Source organism: Halopolyspora algeriensis, assembly GCF_003337235.1.
GTDB classification, from domain to species: Bacteria; Actinomycetota; Actinomycetes; order Mycobacteriales; family Pseudonocardiaceae; genus Haloactinomyces; species Haloactinomyces algeriensis.
The window spans coordinates 218,919-242,356 of the sequence record NZ_QPJC01000001.1 but is presented as its reverse complement, the minus strand read 5'-3'; the positions used below and the strand labels follow the sequence as shown (position 1 = coordinate 242,356).

Genomic DNA, 23,438 nt, shown 5'->3' with positions numbered 1-23,438 from the left:
GTGAGCATGGCTGCCCTCTTTTCCGGCCGGGGCGACACCGGCGGCACTCCCCCGCCGACGATCCTGCGTGTCGCGCTCGCACTGTGGGGGGCGCTGGCCGTCCTCCTGATTGTTCGCGCCGCGGTGAGCTGGTCCGACTTCGACCGGCTGCGTCGGCGGCTGCTCGGGCAGCAGGGGATGACACCGGCGGAGGCGGGTTCGGCGGCGCAGACGCTGTTGCTGGTGAACCTGGCGATCGCCGTGGCGCTGGCCGCCGGCTACGCGGGTCTGGCCTGGCTGGTTCGCAAGCGGCAGTGGTGGGCGCGGATCGCCGTGACCGTGCTCACCGTGCTGCACCTGGTGATGATCCTGGGCACGATGTCGATGTCCGCGTCGAATCTGGTCGTGTCGGTTCTGGCCCTGGGAGCATGGGCGTGCTCCTGGCGTGCGGAGAGTACGGAATGGTTGAACGGCGATCGATGACGGGCAGCGAGGAAATCGACAGCGAGCAAACCGGATCCGTGCTCCACGTCGAGCCCGGGGCGAGCTGGTGGCCGGTGTTGTGGGGACCCGGCTTCGCCGTGCTCGGCTTCGCCGTGGAGATGGTCACCCGCGGGCCGGTACACGGGATCCAGTGGCTTCTGCTGGCGGGTGCGCTCGCGGTGACCGCAGCGGCGTGGGTGTACGGCCGCCGCCGCTGGTACTCGGTGCGGTTGACTCCGGCCTCGCTGACCGTGGGAGGCGAGTCCGTGCCGATTGCGCGGATCGCCGCCGTGCTCGAGGAGGAAGTACCGGTGGGTACGAGAGTGCTCGGTGGCGGTTGGACGACCCCGAAGGGCACCACCGCGGTGCCGCTGCGGTTGCACGGTGATCACCAGGACGGCGGGAGCGCGGTGCTGGCATGGGCTCGACACCCGGAGCAACTGACGCGTGCCCTGCACCGCCTGGTTCCGTAGTGGGTGCGCGGACCGGCTTGCGTGGCGGTATCCGATGTCGGGCGCGTGGTACCGGCCATGAGATCCTGTTTCTCCGTGAACACCCCTGGTCCTTCCACCGGTTCGTCCGTTGCGGTCGGTGCGGAAACCGGCAGGACCGCGACAGGCTCCCGCACACGGTGGTCCCAGGTGTGGCACGCCGTGCAGGCTGCGATGGAGATACTGGCCGCGGCCCTGCTGACGTTCGCGGCACTGTGGGCATGGCAGCGAGCCGTCGTTCCGATCGACGTGCCCGGGTTGCCCACCTCGCCGGGTGGGGTGACTCGGTTGCTGGGTGACTGGATCGCGCTGTCCGTCGCGGCGGTGACGGTGTCCGGGCTGCTGGTGCTGGACGCGGCTCGCCGGATCGTCCTGGCAGCGCGGGTGCGACGGCGCCATCGCCGTGACCGGGGGCAGGCCGGATCGGCCACCGAACAGGCGCAGGTGGCGCCCGAACCCGATACGGGCGACTCGATTCGGGGCAACGCTCACCCGGACGGTATGGCGGTGGCCACCCACCCGGCTTCCGCGAGCGCTCCTGCCTGTCAGACTGGAGACGTGACAGCCGAAACTTCCGCGAATCCGACCTCGGACCCCGCCCCCCGGTCACGGCAGCTGTTCGACCGTGCCGAGGCGGTGATTCCGGGCGGTGTGAACTCACCGGTCCGCGCCTTCCACTCGGTCGGAGGCAGCCCGCGATTCATGGTGCGCGGCGAGGGCCCCACCCTGTGGGACGCCGACGGCAACCGGTATGTGGATCTGGTGTCCTCCTGGGGGCCGATGATCAACGGCCATGCCCATCCGGACGTCGTCCGCGCGGTCCGCGAGGCGGCGAGCGACGGCCTGTCCTTCGGCACGCCCGGCGTCGGGGAGATCGACCTCGCGCAGGAGATCATCGACCGGGTCGAGCCGGTGGAGCACGTCCGGCTGGTCAACTCCGGTACCGAGGCGACGATGAGTTCGGTGCGGCTGGCTCGTGCCTTCACCGGCCGCAACAAGGTGGTCAAGTTCTCGGGTTGCTACCACGGCCACGTGGACTCGCTGCTGGCCGGCGCCGGATCCGGTGTGGCGACGCTGGGCCTGCCCGCCATTCCGGGGATCCCGGAGGCGCAGGCCGCGGACACGATCGTGCTCCCCTACAACGACCTCGACGCGGTGCGGCAGGCCTTCGCCGAGTACGGGGACGACATCGCGTGCGTGATCACCGAGGCGGCCGCGGGCAACATGGGGGCGATCCCACCGCAGCCGGGATTCAACGCCGCGCTGCGCGAGATCACACGCTCGGCAGGGGCGCTGCTGGTGATGGACGAGGTGATGACCGGCTTCCGCGTGTCGGCGGCCGGATGGTACGGCCTCGACGGTGTCGCCGGTGATCTGTACACCTTCGGCAAGGTGATGTCCGGCGGTCTGCCCGCAGCGGCGTTCGGGGGACGCGCCGACGTGATGGATCTGCTCGCCCCGACCGGACCGGTGTACCAGGCGGGCACGCTGGCCGGGAACCCCGTCGCGGTCGCCGCGGGCCTGGCGAACCTGCGTGCGGCGGACGCGGACGTCTACGCCGCGCTCGACCGCAACGCCCAGCGGCTCGGCGAACTGCTGGGTTCCGCGTTGTCCTCGAAGGGCGTGCCCCACCGGGTGTCGTTGGCGGGCAACCTGGTCAGCGTGTTCTTCAGCGAGTCCGAGGTGCACGACTTCGCCGGTGCCCAGGCACAGCAGTCCTGGCGGTTCCCGCCGTTCTTCCACGCGCTGCTGCAGCGGGGCGTGTATCCGCCGCCGAGCGCCTTCGAGTGCTGGTTCGTCAACGCCGCGATGGACGACGCCGCGTTCGAGGTGATCGAGCAGGCACTGCCGCACGCCGCCGCGGCAGCCGCGGAAGCCACTCCGCCGGAGGCGTCCGAGTGAGCGCGAACAGGACCGTGGTGCACTTCCTGCGCCACGGTGAGGTGCACAACCCGGAGGGCATCCTCTACGGCAGGCTGCCGAACTTCCACCTGTCCGAGGAAGGGGAGCGACAGGCCAAGCTGGTCTCGGAGTTCCTCGCCGATCGCGACCTCGCGCACGTGGTGGCCTCGCCGATGCAGCGAGCGCAGCAGACGGCGTCACCGATCGCCGCGGCCCACGGGCTGGAGGTCACCGTCGACGAGCGGTTGATCGAGGCCGACAACCGGTTCGAGGGGTGCAAGGTCTCGGTGGGTGACGGGGCACTGCGCTCACCGCGGCACTGGCCGAAGCTGTGGAACCCGTGCCGCCCCTCGTGGGGTGAGCCCTACCGCGAGATCGCGCACCGGATGCTCGGCGCGGCGCATCGGGCCCGTGCCGCGGCCGTGGGCCGGGACGCGGTGTGCGTCTCCCACCAGTTGCCGATCTGGATTCTGCGGCGGTTTCTGGAGAGCAGGCCCCTGTGGCACGATCCTCGCAGGCGCCGCTGCTCACTGGCCTCGCTGACGAGCCTGGTGTTCCACGACGAGCAGCTCGTGCGGGTCGCCTACGTCGAACCTGCGGGCGAAAGCGATCCGGAGGCGAGTGGGGCATGACACGGCTGATGCGACTCCTGGCGGTCTCCGCCGCGATGATGCTGACCCTGGTCGCCGGCTGCGCCACGGAGGACGCGGTCTCCCAGGGCGGCGAGTTCACCTTCGTCTCGCCCGGTGGCAAGACCCGGTTGTTCTACTCGCCGGACGAGCGGGGCCGGGTCACGGGACTGCACGGCGAGAGCTTGCTGAACAAGGGTGAGCAGATCCGCCTGTCGGACTTCCGGGGCGAGGTCGTGGTGCTCAACGTCTGGGGATCGTGGTGCGGCCCGTGCCGCGCGGAGGCCGACGACCTGCAGGCCGTCCAGGACCGGCTCGGCGATCGCGGCGTGCAGGTGCTGGGCATCAACGTCAAGGACGATCGCAGCTCGGCCGCGGATTTCGTGCGCAACTACGGCATCACCTTCCCCTCGATCTACGATCCGTCGGGGCGCTCGATGCTGGCCCTGGACGGTTTTCCCCGCAGCACCGTGCCCGCCACGGTGGTGCTGGACCGCAAGCATCGGGTGGCGGCCATCTATCTGACGGAGATCACCAAAGAAGGACTGTTGCCGAAGGTCCGTACGGTCGCCGGGGAGCAGTCCCCCAGCCGATGACCAGCCTTGATGACGGTGTGTCACCGATCACCCGGGGTGGTGCCTCCTGATCGGAGAGGTGTGCCTACCCTCGAACCATGGACCCCGCCCAGCTCGCCCAATCCGGCCCGCTGCTGTTCGCGGTCGGCATTGCGGCGCTGGCCGGTGTGGTCAGTTTTGCTTCTCCCTGTGTCGTCCCGCTGGTTCCCGGCTACCTGGCCTACCTGGCCGGTGTCGTGGGGGCCGAAACTCCGGCGGTGAGCGCCTCGGAAACCGGAAAAGCCCGCCGGGGACGCTGGCGGGTGGCGGGCGCGGCGGCTCTGTTCGTCGCCGGGTTCACCGTCGTGTTCGCCGCCGCGACACTGTTGATACTGGGCCTGGCGGATACCCTGCTGGCGAATCAGCCGCTGCTGCGCAGGATCGGTGGCGTGGTGACGGTGGCGATGGGACTGGTGTTCCTGGGCCTTGTTCCGGCCTTGCAACGCGACGTTCGCATCCATCACGTCCCGAGGACGGGAGTGTGGGGAGCTCCGGTGCTCGGTGCCGTGTTCGGCCTGGGATGGACGCCGTGTCTGAGCCCGACGTTGACCGGGGTCATCTCGGTCGCCTACAGCACCCAGCTGGGTAGTGGGATGGTGGCACGCGGTGCTGTCCTGGTCCTCGCCTATTGCCTGGGCCTCGGAGTCCCGTTCGTGCTGCTCGCGCTGGGAGCGCGGTGGGCGGTGCGCAGCGCCGGCTGGCTACGGCGGCGCGGCCGTGCCATCCAGTTGGCGGGCGGGGCGTTGCTCGTCGTCGTGGGTCTGATGCTGGTCACCGGATTGTGGGGAGAGTGGATCGCGATGCTTCGTGGCCCGATCGCCGGTTTCGAGTTGCCGATCTGATGCGCATTTCCTCGATCACCGCCGCCCTCGCCTTCCTGCGCAACACCTGGCGCGGGCTGACGTCGATGCGCACCGCCCTGGTGCTGCTGTTCCTGCTCGCGCTGGCCGCGCTGCCGGGAGCCCTGCTGCCGCAGCGGCCGCTGAACCCGGCCAACGTGGAGAAGTTCTACGACGAGCACCCCACGCTGGCGCCGATCCTGGACGCGGTCGACGCGTTCAACGTGTTCGGCTCGGTGTGGTTCGCCGCGATCTACGTGCTGCTGTTCGTCTCGCTGGTCGGTTGTCTGGTTCCGCGCTGCCTGGAGTACCTGCGCCAGCTCCGCGCCAGGCCGGTGCGTACTCCGCGCAACCTGGGCCGGATGCCGCACCACGAGCAGGCCACCGTGGACAGTTCCGTGGACGAGGTGATGTCCGCCACACGCCGGAGGTTGCGCGGGTGGCGCACGAGCGAGCACACCGAGGCCGACGGCGCCCGCTCCATCAGCGCCGAACGCGGCTACGCCCGCGAGGCGGGCAACCTGGTGTTCCACTTCGCCCTGCTGGGCCTGCTGATCGCCGTCGCAGGCGGTGAGCTCTACAAGTACGAGGGCCAGGTCATCGTCATGGCCGACGGTTCGAGCTTCTGCAATTCGGGCACCTACAACTACGACTCGTTCCGCGCCGGCCTCACCGTCGACGGCACCGAGTTGAGCCCGTTCTGCGTGCGGGTGGACGACTTCGACGTGAAGTACCTGCACAGCGGGCAGCCCAGCGAGTTCCGGGCCGACATCTCCTACCAGTCCGGCGAGTCGCTGGAGACCGGTGTCTGGAAGCAGCACGACCTGGAGGTCAACAACCCGCTGCGCACGGCGGGAGACCGGGTCTACTTGACCGGCCACGGCTACGCCCCGCGGTTCACGGTCACGTTCCCGGGCGGCGAGACCCGGACCCAGACGGTCCAGTGGCAGCCGATGAACACGACGACGATGCTCTCGCAGGGAGCGACGAAGTTCGACCCGCCCGGCATGCCCGACGAGCAGCGGCGACAACAGAACCAGATCGCGATCACGGGGCTGTTCGCCCCGACCGCCGCCATGGACGGCAAGGTGCTCAGCTCGGGCTTCCCCGCCCTGCGGGACCCGGCCGTGGCCGTGGACGTGCTCAAGGGACAGCTGGGGGTCTCGACGGGGCGCGGCCAGTCCATTTTCAGTGTCGACCAGTCGATGGTGGAGTCGGGCAAGCTCGAACGGGTCGCCCGGGAGAACCTGCGCGTGGGTGAGGAGATCCGGCTCGACGACGGCACCGTGGTCCGCTTCGACGGTGTCCAGCGGTGGGTGAACCTGCAGGTTTCGCACAACCCCTTCCAGCCGTACGTGCTCGGTTGCGCCATCGCGATCGTCGTCGGGCTCGGTGCGTCGCTGAGCATCAAGCGCCGCCGGGTGTGGGTGCGTGCCGCGCCCACCGGTCCGTCCGGCTCGGACCCGACAGGCGGTGCGGCGGCATCCCCGCGTACGTTGGTCGAAGTCGGCGGACTCGCCCGTACTGATCAAGCCGGATACGGCGAGGAGTTCACCCGGTTGTCCGGCGAGCTTCTCGACTCGGTGGGTGGTTCTCCGGGCTCGGCGGAGAACCACGAGGCGGTATCCGCACGCGGAAGGAACAGTTGATGCCGGTCAACCAGGTACTGTCCACCTACAGTGACATGGCCTTCGCGACCTCGGTCGCGATCTACATCCTGGCGATGTTGCTGTACTTCGGCGAGTTCGCCTACGGCAGGACTCGCGCCGAGGTCCGGGAGCGCACGGCCGAACCGGCCATGGCCGGTACCGGCGGCACCGGCTCGGTCGATGCGCCGCAGCAGCCCGTGGTCGGCCGGATCGAGACCCCGAGCAAACGCCCGTGGCCGGAGCGCCTCGGTGGTATGGCCGTGTCGACGACCGTGCTGGGTGCGCTGGTGCACGCGGCCTCGCTGCTGTTGCGCGGGCTCGCCGTCGAGCGCGTCCCCTGGGGCAACATGTACGAGTTCGGATCCGCGATCTGCCTCGCGGCCGTGCTCGCCTGGCTGGTCGTCCTGCTGCGCCAGTCCCGTGCGGTGCGCCGGGATGCCACGCCCGCCCAGTTGCGCGGGCTCGGTGGTTTCGTGCTGCTGCCGATGGTGCTGTTGCTGTTCCTGTCCGGCACGGTGCTCTACGCCGAAGCCGCCCCCCTGCAGCCCGCGCTGCAGTCGTACTGGATCTGGATCCACGTCTCCGCCGCCGTGGTCTCCAGCGGAGTGCTGCTGTTCGCCGGTGTGGCGAGCTTGATGTTCGTGCTGCGCGTCCGGCACGAGAACAACCCGCTCAAGCTCGCGCGGCTGGGTGGTCGCCTGCCGGCAAGCCAGGTGCTGGACCGGCTGGCCTACCGGGCCACCGTGGTCATCATGCCGGTGTGGACGTTCGCGATCATCGCCGGCGCGATCTGGGCCGAGGCCGCGTGGGGCCGTTTCTGGGGCTGGGATCCGAAGGAGACCACCGCGCTCGTGGCGTGGATCATTTACGCCGCCTACCTGCACGCACGTGCGACTTCCGGCTGGCGGGGCGTGCGCGCGGCGTGGATCAACATTCTCGGTCTCGTGGCGATGCTGTTCAACCTGTTCTTCATCAACATCGTCATTACCGGCCTGCACTCCTACGCCGGCCTCTGAGGGGGTACGGCTGAGGGCCGAGTGCCGGTGTCGCACCCATCCGACTCCGATGCGGGCTTGGATCTCGGGTGTCTCCGGAGCTACCGTCGCGTGCGGATCGGGAAGGTCCCGATCCGTTCTTGGAGGGGGCTCGAACGGTGACCGCACGATACGAGGAGCCCGAAACGGTACGCGGTTCGAGACCGGTGTCTCCCGGCGCTGCCCCGGAGTCCGGAACCGAACAGGGTGATTCCGGGAAGTGGCATACGGAAGCCGTGGTCGCACCGGGCAATGGCGCGGAGCAGGGGGACGCGCCGCCGGACTACGGTGACAGCGAGTACGCGGCCGAGCGCTATGTCGAGCCCGAGACCGATCCGAGTCGGCCCCGGCCGGCGACCGGCCCGACTCCCGCACCGCCGGCCGGGGATCCCGTGCCTTCCGCCGGAGGACCGGCGCCGGAGCCACAGCCCGGCCCGCAGCAGCACACGACTTCTCCGCAGCCCTCCCCGGCACAGCAGGCTCCCTCGCCGGGAGACGTTTCCGCCGCTGCTCCGCATCGGTTCGGTGGGACGCCCGGTCCGTACCCGGTCGCCGGGGACGGGGCCGGTGCGCACTCCCCGGAGGGCCGGCCACATGTGCCTCCGGTGCAGCCCGGCATGCAGCAGCCCCAGCCGAGTCCCACCCAGCAGCCGTATCCGTTCCCCGCGCCACCACAGACTCCCGGTGCTGCGGGTCCCGGTGAGCAGCCGTTCGGTCCTGACCTCTCCTCGGCGCAGCTGCTTCGGCGAGCCAAGCGGCCGCCGCAGTCCGGTTGGCGCCGGGCTGTGTACGTGGCCAGCGGCCGCACCATCAATCTCGGTGAAAGTCCGGCGGACCTGCATCGCAGGGAGTTGACCGAGCGCATCAACCAGCCACTGCACGGCTGCTACCGGATCGCGATGTTGAGCCTCAAAGGCGGTGTCGGCAAGACCACGGCGACGGCGACGTTGGGTTCCATGTTCTCCTCGCTGCGCGGCGATCGGGTGGTCGCGGTCGACGCCAATCCCGACCGGGGCACGCTGAGCCAGAAGATCCCACTGGAAACCACGGCCACCGTGCGCCATCTCCTGCGGGATTCCCAGCGGATTCGCAAGTACAGCGACATCCGGTCCTACACGTCCCAGGGGCCGAGCCGCCTGGAGATCCTGGCGAGTGAACAGGACCCGGCGGTGTCGGAAGCCTTCAGCGAGGACGACTACCGGCGCACCGTGACGCTGCTGGAACTGTTCTACAACGTGGTGCTCACCGATTGCGGCACGGGGCTGATGCACTCGGCGATGAAGGGTGTGCTGGACACCGCTGATTCCCTGGTGATCGTGTCCTCGAGCTCCATCGACGGCGCGCGCAGTGCCTCGGCAACGTTGGACTGGCTGGATGCCCACGGCTACGGCGATCTGGTGAGCCGCTCGGTGGCGGTCATCAACTCGGTGCGTCCGGGATCGGGCACGGTGGACGTGGACAAGCTGACCGCGCACTTCGGCTCACGCTGTCGCGCGGTATCCAGGATCCCGTTCGATCCCCATCTGGACGAGGGTGCCGAAGTGGAGCTGGATCAGCTCGCGAGCCCGACCAGGCTGGCGCTGCTGGAACTGGCCGCGATCGTGGCCGATGACTTCCCGTACGCATTCGGACGCCGGCACCGGACCGGTCCGTGAGGCCGGTCCCGGGTATCTCAGCTCTCGTCATCGCGCTGCTTGCGCCGTTGCTCGTCCAGACGACGAAGAAAGTCGGGATCGTCGTCGGGGGCCACCGGTTGTGAGCGGTCGGTTCGATCGTTGACCGCGTCGCGGACGGGTCCGAACGCTTGCCACATCAGCACGATGAGGGTGATCGTGCCGATTGCTGCCAGGATGTAGATCATGCGTGGCCACCTCCTTCCCCAGATTAGCGAATGCTTCGGGGAAAGAGGTGGTCCGGCGAGTCGTGAATCGGGGCGGTGACTCCGAAGGTGATCGAGGTGGGCCTCGGATGGCTCCCTCGGGGTCAGCGGCTGCTGTCCGCGTCGTGAGTCAGCTGCGCGAGCAGAGTACGGACCTCCGATTCCCGGAACCGGCGGTGCCCGCCGGGAGTTCGGATGGACCCGATCCGTCCTGCGGCGGCCCAGCGAGTCACGGTCTTCGGATCGACCCGGAACAGTGCGGCGACCTCACCCGGGGTGAGCAACTTGTCCGGGTGGTCGTGGCGGGTCTGCTGGGTCGGCGCGGTCACGAGCGGCCTCCACGGTGCGTCTCTGCGGGCATTTCGGGCATTGACGGTCAGCATCCTGGCATCGAGGTGTTCGGGTACTCGAACATTTGGGTGCAGGTAAAGGGAAGGTAAGGGACGAACGGGGCGCTTCGGACGTGCGGTCTCCTCCGATGGCCCCGATTCGGCGACCGCCCGGGCAGCGGGCGCCCGCCTGCCCGTGTTCCGTTTGCTCTACCCTGGCTGACGTGCAGGAACAGGAGGAAGTCGTGGGCGGGGGTGCGCGCACCCACGAGAGTGAGCCGTCACGGAGCCTGGCGTTCGACATCACTCTTTACACTGTGGCGCGTTTCGGTATGCTCGCCGCGCTGACCGCGGCGCTGGTGCTGTTCGATGTTCCGCTCCTGGTCGCCCTGGCGGTTTCGGTCGTGGTGGCAATGCCGTTGTCGCTGTTCGTGTTCGGTGGCCTGCGCCGTCGGGTGGCCACCGGAATGGCACAGCGCGCCGAGCGTCGGCGGGCGCAACGGGCGCACCTGCGGGCACAGCTGCGAGGATCCCGTGAAGGGGGAGACCCCGGCGAGGAGGAACGGTGACCGGCGGCATCGTGGACCGCTCGTCCGAGCGGACGAGAGCGTGGACCTGTGAGGCCGTCCGCATGATCGAGGCGGATGCCAATCGCAGCGCCGACACGCACTTGCTGCGCTATCCGCTCCCGCCGGACTGGGGAATCGACCTGTATCTCAAGGACGAGTCGACGCATCCGACCGGTTCGCTCAAACACCGGCTGGCGCGCTCCTTGTTCCTTCATGCGATCTGCAACGGGTGGGTGGTGGAAGACACCCCGGTGATCGAGGCTTCTTCCGGCTCGACCGCGGTATCGGAAGCGTATTTCGCCAAGCTGCTGGGATTGCCGTTCATCGCGGTCATGCCGCGCTCGACCAGTGCGGAGAAGGTGACACTGATCGAGTGGCACGGCGGTAAGTGCCATTTCGTCGACGAGCCGAGTGCGATCTACGACGAGTCCCGCGCTCTGGCGGCGAGCATGGGCGGCCACTTCATGGACCAGTTCACCCACGCCGAGGGAGCCACCGACTGGCGGGGAAACAACAACATAGCGGAATCGACCTTCGAGCAGATGGCGCTGGAGCGTTACCCCGAACCGGCTTGGATCGTGGCGGGAGCGGGCACCGGAGGTACCAGCGCGACGCTCGGCCGCTACATCCGTTACCGCAGGTACAGTACTCGTCTGGCAGTCGTGGATCCGGAACATTCGGTTTTCTTCGACGCGTGGCGCGATGGTGACCCGACGCGCACCGGCGAGCGAGGGTCGCTGATCGAGGGGATCGGCAGGCCGCGTGTGGAGCCGTCGTTCGTCGGGCAGGCCATCGATCGGATGATCAGGGTGGACGATGCCGCCTCGATCGCCACGATCCGGTGGGCGGAGGAGGTGCTCGGGAGGCGCGTCGGTGGCTCGACCGGGACGAACCTGTGGGGGGTCTTCGGGTTGGTGGCGCAGATGCTGCAGCAGGGACAGCGCGGCAGCATCGTGACGCTGTTGTGCGATGGCGGTGAGCGCTACGCCCACACCTACTACGACGACGAGTGGGTCGCTGCGCAGGGATTGTGCCTGGAGGAACCGCTGCGGACACTGGAGCGGTTCCATGGCACCGGCGAGTGGATCACGACGGGATAGAATTCGTCGTCAGTCTGTTCGGGTGGTGACCGAAGCCCCGGAGCCGGTTACGCGGTCCGGGATGATCGCTCAAGCGAAAAGTATGCCGCAGCCTCACATGCAGCACGTGTGAGGGAGCGTGGCGCCGAGTGCGACGAAGGGCGAGTGCGATGAGAAGCCGGGCCGCGTTGCTCGTGGCCGTGCTGATGGGGACCGGCGTTCTGTCCGCCTGCACCTCGGGTGAGCGATCGGCGGACTCCGGTGAGCCAGCACCGTCGGCGAGCGAGACGCCTCCGGCGCCCCCGTCGATGACCCGGCAGGTGCCTGCGGCGGAACGAGTGCGGCTCGATGCCCTGTCTGCGGACCAGGTGTGCGACCTGGTGAGCACCGAGACACTGGGGCGGCTCGCTTTTCCGGTTCAGTCCGGTCAACCACGCGAGGTCGGTTCCGAACCACCCGTGCGCGGGTGCTCGTTCGATGCCGCCAGCGGTACCCGCTCGGTGCTGATCGCCACGCAGCCGGACGGGTTCGACCGGCTCGGGGCCGAGGAGGTCGACCTGGGGAAGTTGCGCGGCTCGCGGATCCTGCACGTCAATGACTGCACGGTGCTCGTCGGGGTGTCCCGGGCGACACTGCAGGTGTCGGTCACGGCCGCCGAGGCGGGCACCGACCAGTGCGACACCGCGACGGACGTCGCGGGCTACGTCGCCGAAGGTCTCGTCCGCTGACGGTCACCGGCGTTCGCCCGGCCGCTTCCGGGCGCCCGCGGCAGTACGAGGGCGTGCTGCGCGTTCCCGACGCCGAGCGCTACCCGAAGGCGAAGGCGAGCCCGGTCAGGGCGGCCCAGGCGAGCATGGCCAGCCCGGTGTCGCGCAGCACGGGCAGCAGCGCCGTCCCGGTGTCGCCCCGGGTCACCGTGCGCAGGGACGCCAGCAGCGGTGCCAGGGCGAGGAACCCCAGCAATGCCAGGGAATTGCGCAGGCCGGTCAGGGTGGTGATGACGAACGGCGCGAGTACCAGTCCGATGTAGAGGGTCCTGGTGTCGCGGTCGCCGAGAAGCACGGCGAGCGTGCGCTTGTCGGTGGTCGCGTCCGTGGGGATGTCGCGCAGATTGTTGGCCACCAGGACCGCGCTGGAGAAGGTTCCGACCGCCACCGCTGCGCCGATGCCGGAACCGGTGATGGTGTCGGCCTGGACGTAGAGCGTGCCGAGCACCGCGACGGGGCCGAAGAACACGAACACGGCGAGCTCGCCGAACCCGGCGTAACCGTACGGTCGCCTGCCCCCGGTGTAGAACCAGGCCCCCACGATGCACACGGCACCGACGGCGATCATCCACCAGTGTCCACTGAGGACGACAACTCCCAGGCCGGCGATCGCGGCGAGGCCGAAACAGGCGAATGCCGCTGCCCGCACGGTACCCGGCGGGGCGGCCCCGGAGCCGACCAGACGTTGCGGGCCCACCCGGTCGGCGTCGGTGCCGCGGATCCCGTCGGAGTAGTCGTTGGCGAAGTTGACCCCGGTGATCAGCAGCAGCGCGACCACGAGCGCGAGTGCGGCGAGCGGAAGGCCGAAAGCGTCGGTGCCCGCCGCGGCCCCGGACCCGGCGAGCACGGGTGCGATCGCGTTCGGCCAGGTTCGTAGCCGGGCTCCTTCGACCCACTGCGCGAATGTCGCCATGCGAATCATCTTCGCGCATCGGCGTACGTCAGCTTCCCAGGGCCTGCCGGAGTGCGTGCCGGTCGGGCTTGCCCGGGCCGCGCAGCGGGAGTTGCCGGAGGAAGGTGATGCGTTTCGGTGCCGCGGCACTGCCCGCCTGCTCGCGCACGGCAGCGCGGAGGATCTCGGCAGGCGGTGGTGCATCCGGGTCGGCGGGCACGACGGCGGCGGCCACGGCCTGTCCCCACTCGGGATCGTCCACACCGAGCACGCAGGCCTCCCGCACCGCTGCGTGCTCGGTCAGGACACGCTCGATCGGGCCGGGGGCGACGTTCACCCCACCGGTCACGATGATGTCGTCGGCGCGGCCGAGGACCTCCAGCCGTTCACCGTTCCTGCGGCCGAGATCTCCGGTCCGGAACCAGCTGTCGGTGAAGGCCGTGGCATCCGGCAGGTGCCGGTAGCCGCGGGCCAGCATCGGACCGGACAGGCTGATCACGCCGGAACCGTCGCCGGAATGACCGTCGTCGATGTGCACGGACACCCCTTCCATCGGCACGCCGTCGTAGACGCAACCTCCGGCGGTCTCGCTCATCCCGTACGTGGTGACCACACGGACACCCGCCTGCCGGGCACGCCGGAGCAGGGCGGGCGGGGTGGCGGCACCACCGAGCAGCACGGCATCGAACGCGCACAGTGCCCGCAGGCCCGCGCCTGCGCCGCTGTCGCCGGGGGTGTCGCCGTCGTCGAGCAGCCGGGCGAGCTGCGTCGGCACGAGCGCGGTGTAGCGCGGCCCGTCGGTAGTGGGCATCCGGCGGGCCGCGTCGGCGAAGGCGTCCGGTCGGAAACCTCCGGCGGTGTCCACGGCGGTGGGTGCCGTTCCCGCCACCAGGGAACGGATCAGCACCTGGATTCCTGCGATGTGGTGGGCGGGCATGGCCAACAGCCAGTGCCCGGGACCGCCGAGGTACCGGTGGGTGGCCTCGGCCGAGGCACGCAGTGCCGAGGCGCTCAGCAGGACTCCCTTGGGCGTGCCCGTAGAACCGGATGTGGCGATGACCAGCGCGGTCGGGTCGGCCGGATCGTCCTCGCCGGGCTCCAACGGCTCGTCGACCCCCAGGGCCTCGGTGGTGCGCCGAGCCGCGGTGGGCTCGTCCGCGGCCACCGGCAGCAGAGCCGGGCCGTCCCCGTCGAGTGTGCGACGCAGCGCGGGCAGGATCTCCGGCGCTCGCATCCCGGTCGGGACGGGCAGTGCCTGGAGTTTCCGCGCGTCGGCCATGCCCTCCATTGTCGCGCCGCGCGTACCGGTGCGTCGGAGGCGGTGAACCAACCGGGTCATCGGCGCACGTGGTCACCTGCTTGTGCGACCACGTGTTCGACTGACGACGGTGGGAGCCACCACGGCGCCGGGTCACTTCCGAGAGGACTCCGAAGCACTGTTCAGTAGTACCAGGGGTGGTCGGACCAGTCTGGTTCGCGGCGCTGCAGGAATGCGTCGCGCCCTTCCACGGCCTCGTCGGTCATGTAGGCCAGTCGGGTCGACTCGCCGGCGAAGAGCTGCTGGCCGACCAGCCCGTCGTCGAGGGCGTTGAAGGCGTACTTGAGCATCCGCTGGGCCGTGGGGGACTTGCCGTTGATCTCGGCCGACCACTGCAGCGCGGTGCTTTCGAGTTCGGCGTGGTCCACGACCTCGTTGACCATGCCCATCTCGTGAGCCTGCTCGGCACTGTAGGGGCGCCCGAGGAAGAAGATCTCGCGGGCGAACTTCTGGCCCACCTGCCGGGCGAGGTAGGCCGAACCGAACCCGCCGTCGAAACTGCCGACGTCGGCGTCGGTCTGCTTGAACCGGGCGTGCTCGGCGCTGGCCAATGTGAGATCGCACACCACGTGCAGGCTGTGCCCACCCCCGGCGGCCCAGCCGCCCACCACGGCGATGACCACCTTCGGCATGAACCGGATCAGCCGCTGCACCTCCAGGATGTGCAGCCGCCCGGCACGGGCCGGATCCACCGTCTCAGCTGTCTCCCCCTCGGCGTACCGATACCCCGAGCGCCCCCGGATGCGCTGATCACCTCCCGAGCAGAACGCCCAGCCGCCGTCCTTCGGTGAAGGCCCGTTTCCGGTGAGCAGCACACAGCCGACGTCGGAGGTCGTGCGGGCGTGGTCCAGCGCCCGGTACAGCTCGTCGACGGTGTGCGGGCGGAACGCGTTGCGCACCTCGGGGCGGTCGAAGGCGATGCGCACGGTGCCTGCGGCCCGCCCTTCGGCGACACACCGGTGGTAGGTGATGTCGGTGAAGTCGAAGCCCTCCACGGGGCGCCAGACATCGGGGTCGAACAGCTCTGAAACAGGTGAGTTCTGCACGCCTGGGAGGATAAGCACGCAACCGGGCGGTTTTTCCGACCACCCGCGAGGACCGAGTACTGATCTCTTGGAGTGAGCGGTGAATCCCTCCACGGCCCAGGCCGAGGTGCTGGTGGACGAGCTGGTGCGCAACGGCGTTTGCGAGGTGGTGCTCTCGCCCGGTTCGCGCAACGCGCCGCTGTCCTTCGCGCTGCACCGCGCCACGGAGGCGGGGCGGCTGCGGCTGCACGTGCGGGTGGACGAGCGCAGCGCCGGGTTCCTGGCACTGGGACTGGCGGCCCGCAGCGGTCATCCGGTCGCGGTCGTGTGCACCTCGGGAACGGCCACCACGAATCTGCACCCGGCGGTGAGCGAGGCATGGCACTCCGGTGTGCCGCTGATCGTGCTGACCGCCGACCGGCCGCCGGAACTGCGGGCGGCGGGGGCGAACCAGACGATCGATCAGCACCGCCTCTACGGCACGGCGGTGCGCCTGTTCGACGAGCTGGCCGTGGCCGAGAACCGTCCCGGGCAGAACGCCTACTGGCGCACCCAGGTCTGCCGCGCGTGCCACGCCGCAGGCTCGGCACGGGGCCGGGGTGGCCCGGTGCATCTGAACGTGCCGCTGCGGGAACCGCTGGTTCCGGACGGTGACCCCGACTGGTGTGAACCCCTGCGGGGGCGGCCGGACGCCGAGCCGTGGACCCGCCTGGCCGGGGACGAGTCCCCGGCCTCGGCGCTGTCGTCGGTGCGTTCCCCGCACGGTGTGGTACTGCTCGCCGACGACCACGGCGACGAGGCGGCGCAGTGGGCCGAGCAGCTCGGCTGGCCGGTGCTGAGCGAGATCGGCGGTGTGGGGCTCGGCGGGGCGAACGCCGTGGCCGCCGGGATGTGGTTGCTCGACCTGCCCGGTTTTCTCGACGACCACCGGCCCGAGCAGGTGGTGTGTGTGGGGCGCCCGACGGTGTTCCGCCAGGTCCAGCGCCTGCTGGCCGACCGCGGTGCCGAGATGCTGCTGGTGCACGGCGCGGGCTCGGGCTGGCCGGCTCCGGGGCAGGATGTGCGGGAAGTGGCACAGACGCTGGGCAGTGCCGATGTCGCCGTCGATCCCGGATGGTTGGCCGCGTGGCAGCGGGCCGATCACAAGGTCCGCGCCGCCCTGCACGCGGCCCTGGATGCGGAGGACTGGGCGAGCGGCCCGGTGGTGGCCCGGGACGTGATCGATGCGTTGCCCCCGGAAGCGCTGTTCGTGCCGGGCTCGTCGAATCCGGCGCGGGACGTGGCGCTGGCCGCACGGCACCGGCCGGATGTCGTGGTGCACCGCAACCGTGGTGTCGCGGGCATCGACGGCACGGTTTCCACGGCGATGGGCTCCGCCCTCGCCCACGGCGGTCCCGCGTACGCGCTGCTGGGCGACCTGACGTTCCTGCACGACAGCAACGGTCTGTTGCTGGGTCCCGCCGAACAGCGGCCGGACCTGACGATGGTGGTGTTCAACGACGACGGCGGGGGGATCTTCTCGCTGCTGGAACAGGGCGGCCCGGAGTACGGGGAGTCGTTCGAGCGGATCTTCGGCACCCCGCACGGCACCGACCTCGCGGCGTTGTGCGCGGCGCACGGTGTCGAGCACGTGGCCGCACATCGGCGCTCGGAACTGCTGGAGGCGCTCCGGCCCCGCTCCGGCCTGCGAGTCGTGGAAGTCCGTTCCGATCGCGCGCGGCTGCGCGGTGCGCACGAGCGCCTGCGCGCGGCCGTCTCGTCGGCGTTCCCCGGCGAGTGAACGGAACTTTCGCGCGGTCTATACGGGTGAGAGTTCCGTTCACTCACATCCGCTGCGCGTCGCGGGGAGACGCGGATCACTGCACACCTTCGAGGGCTTCCCGGATGGGCAGGAGCTTCGCCTGAGCTTCGGCGACCTCCTCGTCGGGGTCGGAGTCGGCCACGATGCCGCATCCGGCGAACAGCCGGACCGTGCTGCCTTCCGGGGAACCGCCTCCGGAGTCGCCGCGCGGCGGCTCGGCGGCCCCTGACGCACCGGCTGCCGTCGCACCGGTCGCCTGCCGCCGGACCGGCGCCTGCGGCTGGATCTGCGCGCACCGCAGCGCGATGCCGAACTCGCCGTTGCCGTCACCGTCGACCCAGCCCACCGGGCCGGCGTACCGCTCCCGATCCATGTCCTCGAGTTCGTCGATCAGACGCACGGCATCGGCGGTGGGAGCGCCACCCACGGCCGCGGTCGGATGCACGGCCGAGACGATCCGCAGCAGCGAGGCACGCCCGTTGCGGGCGCAGTGCTCGTTCAGCCGCCCCGATACGTCGGAGGCCAGGTGCATGACATTGCGCAGCCGTAGCACATCCGGTCGCTCGGGAATGCTCAGTTCGTCACAGTACGGACGCAGGGTCTCGGCCAGCGATTTCACGGCGTAGGCGTGCTCGCCCAGATTTTTCGGCGAGTCGAGCAGTTCCTTGGCCAGGTGGTCGTCATCGGCGCCGTCGCGGGGCCAGCTCGTGCCCGCGAGCACGCGCGACTGCACGCGGTCGCCGTTGCGTTCCAGGAGCAGTTCCGGGGTGGCCCCGACCAGGCCGTCCACCGCGAACGTCCAGCAGCTCGGATAGCGCTCGGCCAGGTTGTGCAGCAGGAACCGCGCGTCGAGTGGCTCCGAAGTGGTGGCCAGCAGGTCGTGCGCCAGAACGACCTTGCTGATGCGCTCGGGGCCGCGCATCCGCCGGACGGCCTCGGCCACCGCCGCACGGTAACTCGTGGCGGGTAACCGGCCGTCGCTGTAGCGGACCGGCCCGGGGCGGCGGACCGGTGTGACGGGTTTCGGTTCCGCGGCTTCCCCGATGGTGGTGATCCACCGCACGCCGCCGCGTTGCCCGATGACGACTTCCGGTACCACGAGTGCCGATCGGCCCGGTTGGTCGTCGAAGGCGATGCTGGCGAAGGCGACCGGTCCCGTACCGGGCAGTCGGACCGTGTCGTCGACCTCCATCCGGGTGCACAGCCGTTGCCACTGGTCGTCGGTATCGGTGAAACGATCCGGCCCGGCGGTGTCGATGCGCGCCACTTCCCCCCAGCCGACGAGCCCCTCACCGTGGCACACCCAGCTCAGTGACGCGTCCCGGATCTGGACCGGGGCGGCGGAGTCGCCCTCGACCTGCCTGCTGTCGGGGAGCAACTCCAGCAGGTTCGGGTCGTACAGGGGATCGCCGGAGCGGATCTCGCGGGTACGGACAGTCAGAACACGCGGGGTAGTGGCCACCGTTCGAGGGTATGTGGAGGGACTCGCCCCGCGAGGCTGCCCATGGGATCGAGTTGGGTGGAACACTCGCCCGTCCACCCGTGTCCGAGCGCTCGCCATGGTGAGGATCCCCCTACAATCGCCGACTGTGGCGAGCGATGCGGTCTTGCGGAATGCGGCCGGCGCGGCGACCGGTACGAACACGGACAGTGATGCAGTGTTGACAGGGTGGTCTCGGGGACGGGTGAGGAGGTCGGCGTCGCGGCTGGTCCTCGCACTGGGCGGGTTGTGTACCGCCCTGCTGCTGGCGATCCTGCTGGCCTGCTTCATCAACGACCGCACCATCGAGGGCTCCCGTGGTACCGCCGTTGCCGAGGTGGTGGAAACCTCGTGGACGCGCACGGTCGTGCGGTTCAACACCGAGGACGGGCGGGTGTTCATCCCCTCGGGTGGCGTTCTCTACCCGTCCGGCCTGCACGAGGGGCAGCTCGTGCGGGTCGAGTACAACAGGCAGGACCCGGATCTCGTCCGGGTCGCCGGCCGCACCGTGACGGTGGCGCTGCTTCCGGTGTTCGGGGCTCTGGCGGTCGTCTGGGCGGCACTGGGGCCGGTGTACTGGCTGCTGCGTCGTTCGGCGTCGCCCTCTCGCTGAATCGTCCTCGGGTCCGCGTGACGTGCTGTAGTCATTTGTGCCTGTGCTGCTGCACTGGAGTGACGTGCTCTTTCGCTCGTTCGCGATGAGGTGTGACACTGGGTGCCCCGCGGAGGATCGGGGGATTTCCGCAGGTGAGCGGTGAAGCCGAGAGTGACGGCGCCGGGCACCGGCACTTCGCACTCGGCTGCAGCACCGCACAGGTGAGGTTGCCATGAGCTCTTCGAGTGCCGACGCCCATTCCGGCTCGGACGTCGCCCCGCCGGGCGGGACGGAAACGCAGGGCGAGGCGGAGACGCCGACTCAGCGGTGGGTGCTGGGGCCCGCACCCCGGGATCCCATGCTGGCGGTGCCGCGGTACGTGCCCGAGGGGGTGTCCGGCGTGGACCTCTCCTGCTACTGCCTGATGCTGGCCGATGACGCGCTCGTGCTGTCCCAGCGGCTGGCCGAGGTGGCGTACCGGGCACCGGAGCTGGAGGAGCACGTCGCTCTGGCCGAGATCGGCCTCGACCTGCTTCGGCAGGCCCGGACTCTGCTCGGCAGAGCCGGTGAGTTGGACGAGGACGGGCGTGACGAGGATCGGCTGGCCCATTTCCGGGTGGCCGACCAGTTCCGCAACGTGCGACTGGTCGAAATCGACTGCGGTCCGGGCGCGGGAGGGGACTTCTCCGCCGGGATCGCCCGGTTTCTGCTGTTCGCCGTGTGGCGGGTGGAATTGTTCCGGCGGCTTGCCGACACCCGTGACCCCGTGCTGTCGGCCCTGGCCGCGAACTGGCTGCCCCGGTCGATCGAGCATCGCGACCACGCCGCCCAGTGGGTGATCCGGCTGGGTGATGCCACCGAGGTGTCGCGGCAGCACATACTGGCCGGTCTGTCCCGGGTGTGGCCGTTGGCCGGCGAGCTGTTCGCGCCGCATCCGGTCGAGATGCGGCTGACCGAGGTGGCATGCGCTGTGGACCCGTCCGCGCTGCTCGAGGAGTCGCTGTCCTTCCTCGACCAGGTGATGTCGGTGGCGCGGTTGGAGTCACTCGATGTGCGGGAACTCGACTACGCCGTGCCACCCGGTGGCCGCGACGGCGTGCACACCGAGGCTCTGCAGTTCCTGCTGGCGGAGATGCAGTACATCGCCCGGTCGGAGGCCGCATCCGGATGGTGAGAGGCCGCAGCACACGGTGCGGCGGCACCGAAGCACGGCCGATTGAGTAGTTCTGCGCAGGTGTGAGTGGTGCCTGCGCGGGCATGGTGGTGTGGTGGGGGCTTTCTGGGTGCAGGTGGTGCTGGTGGCGGGCGCTTTCGCGGCGATCGCGGTGCTGGTGGCATGCGGGCAGCGGTCCGGGCCCCGGACGCTCGGGGCCTCCGGGAAGGAGTCCGTGCGGTACCAGGAGGATCGGGGCGGGCACACGCCGGACCGGGTGGTGCGGGATGTCCGGGTGGTCCGGGATACCTGGATGGTGCCGTTGAACCGGTGCGAGCAGGCCGTGCACCGCGCGAGCCGTGCTGTGGAGGCGATTTCCTCCGTGCGGGCACGTCGTGGGCTGAGCGGTGTGGTGCACCGGATGGCGGCCGAGTTGCCGAACGTGCGTGCGCTGGTGGAACTGGGGCGCGGCCTGGAGGCCGGCGGAGCGCGGGGGGATGCACCGAAGGTCGCCGGGCAGCACGACATGGCTCGGCACATCCACCAGCAGCTCGCGGAGGCCGCAACCCGGTTCGGCGCGGTGACCGACGCCCTCCTGGTGTCCGTGCTCGATCTGGTGGCCCACCCCGACCTTTGCCGCTTGTACGAGCAGACGAACACCTTGCGCGATCAGTTCCCGCTGTTGCGACCGATGTCGGCGATACTCGGTCCGGATGTGGCGGCACAGGCCGCACCAGCACCGTTCGACACCGCCGTGGGCGGCGGCATGGGACGTGCCCGGCCCGGGCAGTCCGGATCCCCGATCGGAGCGCACCGGGGAGATACGTAGGCTGCGGGTATGTCCCGGGCCGGTTTGGACAAGGATCCTCGCGAGGTCGCCGCGATGTTCGACGGTGTCGCGCGGCGCTACGACCTGACCAACACCGTCCTGTCCTTCGGGCAGGACCGGCGCTGGCGGGAGATCACCCGTCGCGCACTGGATCCGAAGCCGGGTGAGCGCGTCCTCGACCTCGCCGCCGGGACCGGTGTGTCGACGGAGGAGTTCGCCCGCTCCGGTGCGGATTGCGTGGCGGCGGACTTCTCGCTGGGGATGCTGTCGGCAGGCGGGCACCGCGGCCTGCCGATGGTCGCCGCCGACGCCCTGAACCTGCCGTTCGCCGATGGGGCCTTCGACGCCGTGACGATCCTGTTCGGCCTGCGGAACCTGACGGACACGATGGCGGGGCTGCGGGAGATGGCCCGTGTCGTGCGGCCGGGTGGGCGCCTGGTCGTCTGCGAGTTCTCCACCCCGACGTGGTCGCCGTTTCGCACGGTCTACATGAACTACGTGATGCGTGCGCTTCCGCCGATCGCACGCAGCGTGTCGTCCAACCCGGATGCCTACGTCTATCTCGCCGAGTCCATTCGTGCCTGGCCCGACCAGCGCGCTCTTGCCGGAAAGATCGCCGGGGCGGGGTGGAGCGGCGTCACGTGGCGCAATCTCACCGGCGGTGCCGTGGCCGTGCACCGGGCCGTCAGGCCGGCGAGCTGACTGCCGAGTCCGGGTTCGGGGAGCCGTTCGACCGCAACTGCGGACCTTCGCGCGTTCTCGTCTGCGGGAGAGGCTCGCTGTGCCCGGTGCCGTTGCTCGGCAGCCCGACCGGGTGGTGACCCCACCTGCGTGAAGTCCCCGCGGAGCGTGTGAGTGCCCTGGTGCCTTCCTGCGAGTCCACTGCGCTTGTTGCGCTTATTGCACTTGTTTCGGATACTGTTCGAGTAGGTGACGTGCGGAACGAAGGGACGCGACAATGGCTCTGCTCGCGCTCGACTCGATCCAGCCGGACGGGGCTGACGTCTCCACCGCGGACGAAGCGCTCCGACATGTCCGGGACTACCTGGACCGCCATCCTGACGACCAGGGAAATATTCACCTTGTCGTCGACGACGAACACGGTCGCGAGGATCTCTCCGTTCCTCGCGGTGCCGTCGAGTTGCTCGCGCGGATCCTTGCTCATATGGCCTCGGGCAAGGGTGTATCGGTAGTGCCGTCGAATGCGGAACTCACGACTCAGCAGGCGGCCGACATGCTGAACGTGTCCAGGCCCTTCCTGGTCGGTCTGCTGGAAGCAGGGGAGATCGACTACCGCAAAGTCGGGACACATCGACGTGTCAGGGCGGACTCCCTCCTGAACTACATGCGCCACGACGATCAACGTCGTCGTGATGCGGCGGAGGAGTTGACTGCTTTGACGCAGGAAATGGGCTTGGACTAGGGCATGGGTTTCGTCGTTCTCTATGACGCCAATGTCCTGTATCCGAGCGTCTTGCGAGATCTTCTTATCCGGGTTGCGCAGGCAGGGATGGTGCAAGCGAAGTGGACGCACCAGATCCTGGACGAGATGTTTCGCAATCTGCGCATCAATCGTCCTGACCTCGAGGACAAGGCCTTGCAGAGAACACGTGAGCTCATGCTCGCAGCGGTTCGGGATTGCCTTGTCACAGGGTATGAACCTCTCATCGATGCTGTCACGCTGCCCGATCCCGACGACGAACATGTATTGGCTGCGGCAATCAAGGCTCGTGCTCAACTGATCGTGACGAAAAATCTCAAGGACTTCCCGGGTGAGATCGTGAGGGCTTGGGACATCGAGGCCAGGCATCCCGATGCGTTCCTGCTCGATCAGGTCGATCTCGATCGGACCGCCGTCTACGGTGCGGTTCAGCGCATCGCCGACTCGTGGCGAAATCCTCCGGGCACGATCAATGACGTCATGCTCCGGCTGGAGCGCGACGGTCTCGTGGAAACCGTGGCTGCACTGCGGAACTGATCTCGCCGTACCGGCGGTGCCGTGGCCGTGCACCGGGCCGTCAGGCCGGCGAGCTGACTGCCGAGTCCGGGTTCGGGGAGCCGTTCGACCGCAACTGCGGACCTTCGCGCGTTCTCGTCTGCGC

The 23,438-nt window shown here is 69.4% G+C and carries 25 protein-coding genes; 19 read left to right on the top strand and 6 right to left on the bottom strand.

The annotated features are described in order from the left end of the window. The first annotated feature begins 6 nt into the window (after positions 1–6). The 9 genes from DFQ14_RS01160 to DFQ14_RS01120 all read left to right on the top strand — a co-directional run bounded on the left by DFQ14_RS01160 (position 7) and on the right by DFQ14_RS01120 (position 9,275). Positions 7–462 (top strand): hypothetical protein, encoded by a 456-nt coding sequence (locus DFQ14_RS01160; protein WP_114451144.1) that lies wholly within the window; start codon positions 7–9, stop codon positions 460–462. Then, positions 441–935 (top strand): hypothetical protein, encoded by a 495-nt coding sequence (locus DFQ14_RS01155; protein WP_246195726.1) that lies wholly within the window; start codon positions 441–443, stop codon positions 933–935. The genes DFQ14_RS01160 and DFQ14_RS01155 overlap by 22 nt, the downstream gene beginning before the upstream one ends. A gap of 576 nt (positions 936–1,511) precedes the next feature. After that, a complete protein-coding gene (gene hemL, locus DFQ14_RS01150; protein ID WP_246195764.1) occupies positions 1,512–2,855 on the top strand; it encodes a glutamate-1-semialdehyde 2,1-aminomutase in 1,344 nt (447 codons plus the stop codon). Next, positions 2,852–3,487, top strand: coding sequence for a histidine phosphatase family protein (locus DFQ14_RS01145; RefSeq protein WP_114451142.1), 636 nt, complete (start codon positions 2,852–2,854; stop codon positions 3,485–3,487). Before hemL ends, DFQ14_RS01145 begins: the two co-directional genes overlap by 4 nt. Continuing rightward, complete coding sequence (locus DFQ14_RS01140; RefSeq protein WP_179951457.1) at positions 3,484–4,080, top strand: TlpA disulfide reductase family protein; 597 nt, start codon at positions 3,484–3,486, stop codon at positions 4,078–4,080. Before DFQ14_RS01145 ends, DFQ14_RS01140 begins: the two co-directional genes overlap by 4 nt. A gap of 77 nt (positions 4,081–4,157) precedes the next feature. Beyond that, complete coding sequence (locus DFQ14_RS01135) at positions 4,158–4,940, top strand: cytochrome c biogenesis CcdA family protein (RefSeq protein ID WP_114451141.1); 783 nt, start codon at positions 4,158–4,160, stop codon at positions 4,938–4,940. Beyond that, the gene (gene resB / locus DFQ14_RS01130; RefSeq protein ID WP_114451140.1) at positions 4,940–6,586 is read left to right on the top strand and encodes a cytochrome c biogenesis protein ResB; all 1,647 of its coding nucleotides are present in this window, start codon (positions 4,940–4,942) and stop codon (positions 6,584–6,586) included. The genes DFQ14_RS01135 and resB overlap by 1 nt, the downstream gene beginning before the upstream one ends. Then, entirely contained in the window at positions 6,586–7,602 is a 1,017-nt protein-coding gene (ccsB, locus tag DFQ14_RS01125) for a c-type cytochrome biogenesis protein CcsB (protein ID WP_114451139.1), read from the top strand. Before resB ends, ccsB begins: the two co-directional genes overlap by 1 nt. Before the next feature lie 254 nt (positions 7,603–7,856). After that, positions 7,857–9,275, top strand: a complete 1,419-nt coding sequence (locus DFQ14_RS01120; RefSeq protein WP_420810125.1) for an AAA family ATPase — start codon at positions 7,857–7,859, stop codon at positions 9,273–9,275. Positions 9,276–9,292: 17 nt separating this feature from the next. On the opposite strand, the gene DFQ14_RS01115 is transcribed toward DFQ14_RS01120, so the two are convergent. After that, entirely contained in the window at positions 9,293–9,481 is a 189-nt protein-coding gene (locus DFQ14_RS01115; RefSeq protein WP_114451137.1) for a hypothetical protein, read from the bottom strand. A 122-nt stretch (positions 9,482–9,603) separates the two neighbouring features. After that, entirely contained in the window at positions 9,604–9,828 is a 225-nt protein-coding gene (locus DFQ14_RS01110; RefSeq protein ID WP_246195724.1) for a BldC family transcriptional regulator, read from the bottom strand. A 224-nt stretch (positions 9,829–10,052) separates the two neighbouring features. Between DFQ14_RS01110 and DFQ14_RS22135 the strand changes: the two genes are divergently transcribed. The 3 genes from DFQ14_RS22135 (at position 10,053) to DFQ14_RS01095 (ending at position 12,204) form a co-directional block, all read left to right on the top strand. Next, positions 10,053–10,397 (top strand): DUF4229 domain-containing protein, encoded by a 345-nt coding sequence (locus DFQ14_RS22135; RefSeq protein WP_338072554.1) that lies wholly within the window; start codon positions 10,053–10,055, stop codon positions 10,395–10,397. Further along, positions 10,394–11,497 carry an L-cysteine desulfhydrase Cds1 gene (cds1, locus tag DFQ14_RS01100; protein ID WP_420810114.1) on the top strand — a complete coding sequence of 368 codons (1,104 nt, stop codon included), beginning with the start codon at positions 10,394–10,396 and terminating at the stop codon, positions 11,495–11,497. Before DFQ14_RS22135 ends, cds1 begins: the two co-directional genes overlap by 4 nt. A gap of 149 nt (positions 11,498–11,646) precedes the next feature. Next, positions 11,647–12,204 (top strand): DUF3558 family protein, encoded by a 558-nt coding sequence (locus tag DFQ14_RS01095; protein WP_114451134.1) that lies wholly within the window; start codon positions 11,647–11,649, stop codon positions 12,202–12,204. Between the two features lie 79 nt (positions 12,205–12,283). On the opposite strand, the gene DFQ14_RS01090 is transcribed toward DFQ14_RS01095, so the two are convergent. From DFQ14_RS01090 to DFQ14_RS01080, 3 genes are all read right to left on the bottom strand, one after another. Continuing rightward, the gene (locus tag DFQ14_RS01090) at positions 12,284–13,156 is read right to left on the bottom strand and encodes a 1,4-dihydroxy-2-naphthoate polyprenyltransferase (protein ID WP_114451133.1); all 873 of its coding nucleotides are present in this window, start codon (positions 13,154–13,156) and stop codon (positions 12,284–12,286) included. 28 nt (positions 13,157–13,184) lie between these two features. Then, entirely contained in the window at positions 13,185–14,414 is a 1,230-nt protein-coding gene (gene menE / locus DFQ14_RS01085; RefSeq protein WP_114451132.1) for an o-succinylbenzoate--CoA ligase, read from the bottom strand. Between the two features lie 161 nt (positions 14,415–14,575). Continuing rightward, a complete protein-coding gene (locus tag DFQ14_RS01080) occupies positions 14,576–15,499 on the bottom strand; it encodes a 1,4-dihydroxy-2-naphthoyl-CoA synthase (protein WP_114451131.1) in 924 nt (307 codons plus the stop codon). 79 nt (positions 15,500–15,578) lie between these two features. On the opposite strand from DFQ14_RS01080, the gene menD reads away from it, so the two are divergent. After that, entirely contained in the window at positions 15,579–17,258 is a 1,680-nt protein-coding gene (gene menD, locus DFQ14_RS01075; RefSeq protein ID WP_114451130.1) for a 2-succinyl-5-enolpyruvyl-6-hydroxy-3-cyclohexene-1-carboxylic-acid synthase, read from the top strand. Between the two features lie 76 nt (positions 17,259–17,334). Here menD and DFQ14_RS01070 read toward each other — a convergent pair whose 3' ends face one another. Continuing rightward, positions 17,335–18,741, bottom strand: a complete 1,407-nt coding sequence (locus DFQ14_RS01070; protein ID WP_246195723.1) for an isochorismate synthase — start codon at positions 18,739–18,741, stop codon at positions 17,335–17,337. Between the two features lie 223 nt (positions 18,742–18,964). Here DFQ14_RS01070 and DFQ14_RS01065 point away from each other — a divergent pair, with 223 nt between their 5' ends. The 6 genes from DFQ14_RS01065 (at position 18,965) to DFQ14_RS01040 (ending at position 23,314) form a co-directional block, all read left to right on the top strand. Continuing rightward, positions 18,965–19,372 (top strand): DUF3592 domain-containing protein, encoded by a 408-nt coding sequence (locus tag DFQ14_RS01065; protein WP_246195722.1) that lies wholly within the window; start codon positions 18,965–18,967, stop codon positions 19,370–19,372. Positions 19,373–19,586: 214 nt separating this feature from the next. Next, the gene (paaC, locus tag DFQ14_RS01060) at positions 19,587–20,528 is read left to right on the top strand and encodes a 1,2-phenylacetyl-CoA epoxidase subunit PaaC (RefSeq protein ID WP_114451128.1); all 942 of its coding nucleotides are present in this window, start codon (positions 19,587–19,589) and stop codon (positions 20,526–20,528) included. A gap of 94 nt (positions 20,529–20,622) precedes the next feature. Then, entirely contained in the window at positions 20,623–21,336 is a 714-nt protein-coding gene (locus tag DFQ14_RS01055) for a hypothetical protein (protein WP_179951456.1), read from the top strand. 9 nt (positions 21,337–21,345) lie between these two features. Continuing rightward, entirely contained in the window at positions 21,346–22,038 is a 693-nt protein-coding gene (locus tag DFQ14_RS01050; protein WP_114451127.1) for a demethylmenaquinone methyltransferase, read from the top strand. Between the two features lie 256 nt (positions 22,039–22,294). After that, a complete protein-coding gene (locus DFQ14_RS01045; protein WP_114451126.1) occupies positions 22,295–22,759 on the top strand; it encodes a helix-turn-helix domain-containing protein in 465 nt (154 codons plus the stop codon). Between the two features lie 3 nt (positions 22,760–22,762). Then, a complete protein-coding gene (locus tag DFQ14_RS01040) occupies positions 22,763–23,314 on the top strand; it encodes a PIN domain-containing protein (RefSeq protein ID WP_114451125.1) in 552 nt (183 codons plus the stop codon). Positions 23,315–23,438: the final 124 nt, after the last annotated feature.

Coding starts and splice junctions, on each gene's coding strand:
- DFQ14_RS01155 (WP_246195726.1), top strand. CDS start 441: ATGGTTGAACGGCGATCGATGACGGGCAGCGAGGAAATCGACAGCGAG.
- DFQ14_RS01090 (WP_114451133.1), bottom strand. CDS start 13,156: ATGGCGACATTCGCGCAGTGGGTCGAAGGAGCCCGGCTACGAACCTGG.
- DFQ14_RS01160 (WP_114451144.1), top strand. CDS start 7: ATGGCTGCCCTCTTTTCCGGCCGGGGCGACACCGGCGGCACTCCCCCG.
- resB (WP_114451140.1), top strand. CDS start 4,940: ATGCGCATTTCCTCGATCACCGCCGCCCTCGCCTTCCTGCGCAACACC.
- DFQ14_RS01135 (WP_114451141.1), top strand. CDS start 4,158: ATGGACCCCGCCCAGCTCGCCCAATCCGGCCCGCTGCTGTTCGCGGTC.
- DFQ14_RS01050 (WP_114451127.1), top strand. CDS start 21,346: ATGTCCCGGGCCGGTTTGGACAAGGATCCTCGCGAGGTCGCCGCGATG.
- DFQ14_RS01095 (WP_114451134.1), top strand. CDS start 11,647: ATGAGAAGCCGGGCCGCGTTGCTCGTGGCCGTGCTGATGGGGACCGGC.
- DFQ14_RS01040 (WP_114451125.1), top strand. CDS start 22,763: ATGGGTTTCGTCGTTCTCTATGACGCCAATGTCCTGTATCCGAGCGTC.
- DFQ14_RS01045 (WP_114451126.1), top strand. CDS start 22,295: ATGGCTCTGCTCGCGCTCGACTCGATCCAGCCGGACGGGGCTGACGTC.
- DFQ14_RS01115 (WP_114451137.1), bottom strand. CDS start 9,481: ATGATCTACATCCTGGCAGCAATCGGCACGATCACCCTCATCGTGCTG.
- DFQ14_RS01140 (WP_179951457.1), top strand. CDS start 3,484: ATGACACGGCTGATGCGACTCCTGGCGGTCTCCGCCGCGATGATGCTG.
- menE (WP_114451132.1), bottom strand. CDS start 14,414: ATGGCCGACGCGCGGAAACTCCAGGCACTGCCCGTCCCGACCGGGATG.
- paaC (WP_114451128.1), top strand. CDS start 19,587: ATGAGCTCTTCGAGTGCCGACGCCCATTCCGGCTCGGACGTCGCCCCG.
- ccsB (WP_114451139.1), top strand. CDS start 6,586: ATGCCGGTCAACCAGGTACTGTCCACCTACAGTGACATGGCCTTCGCG.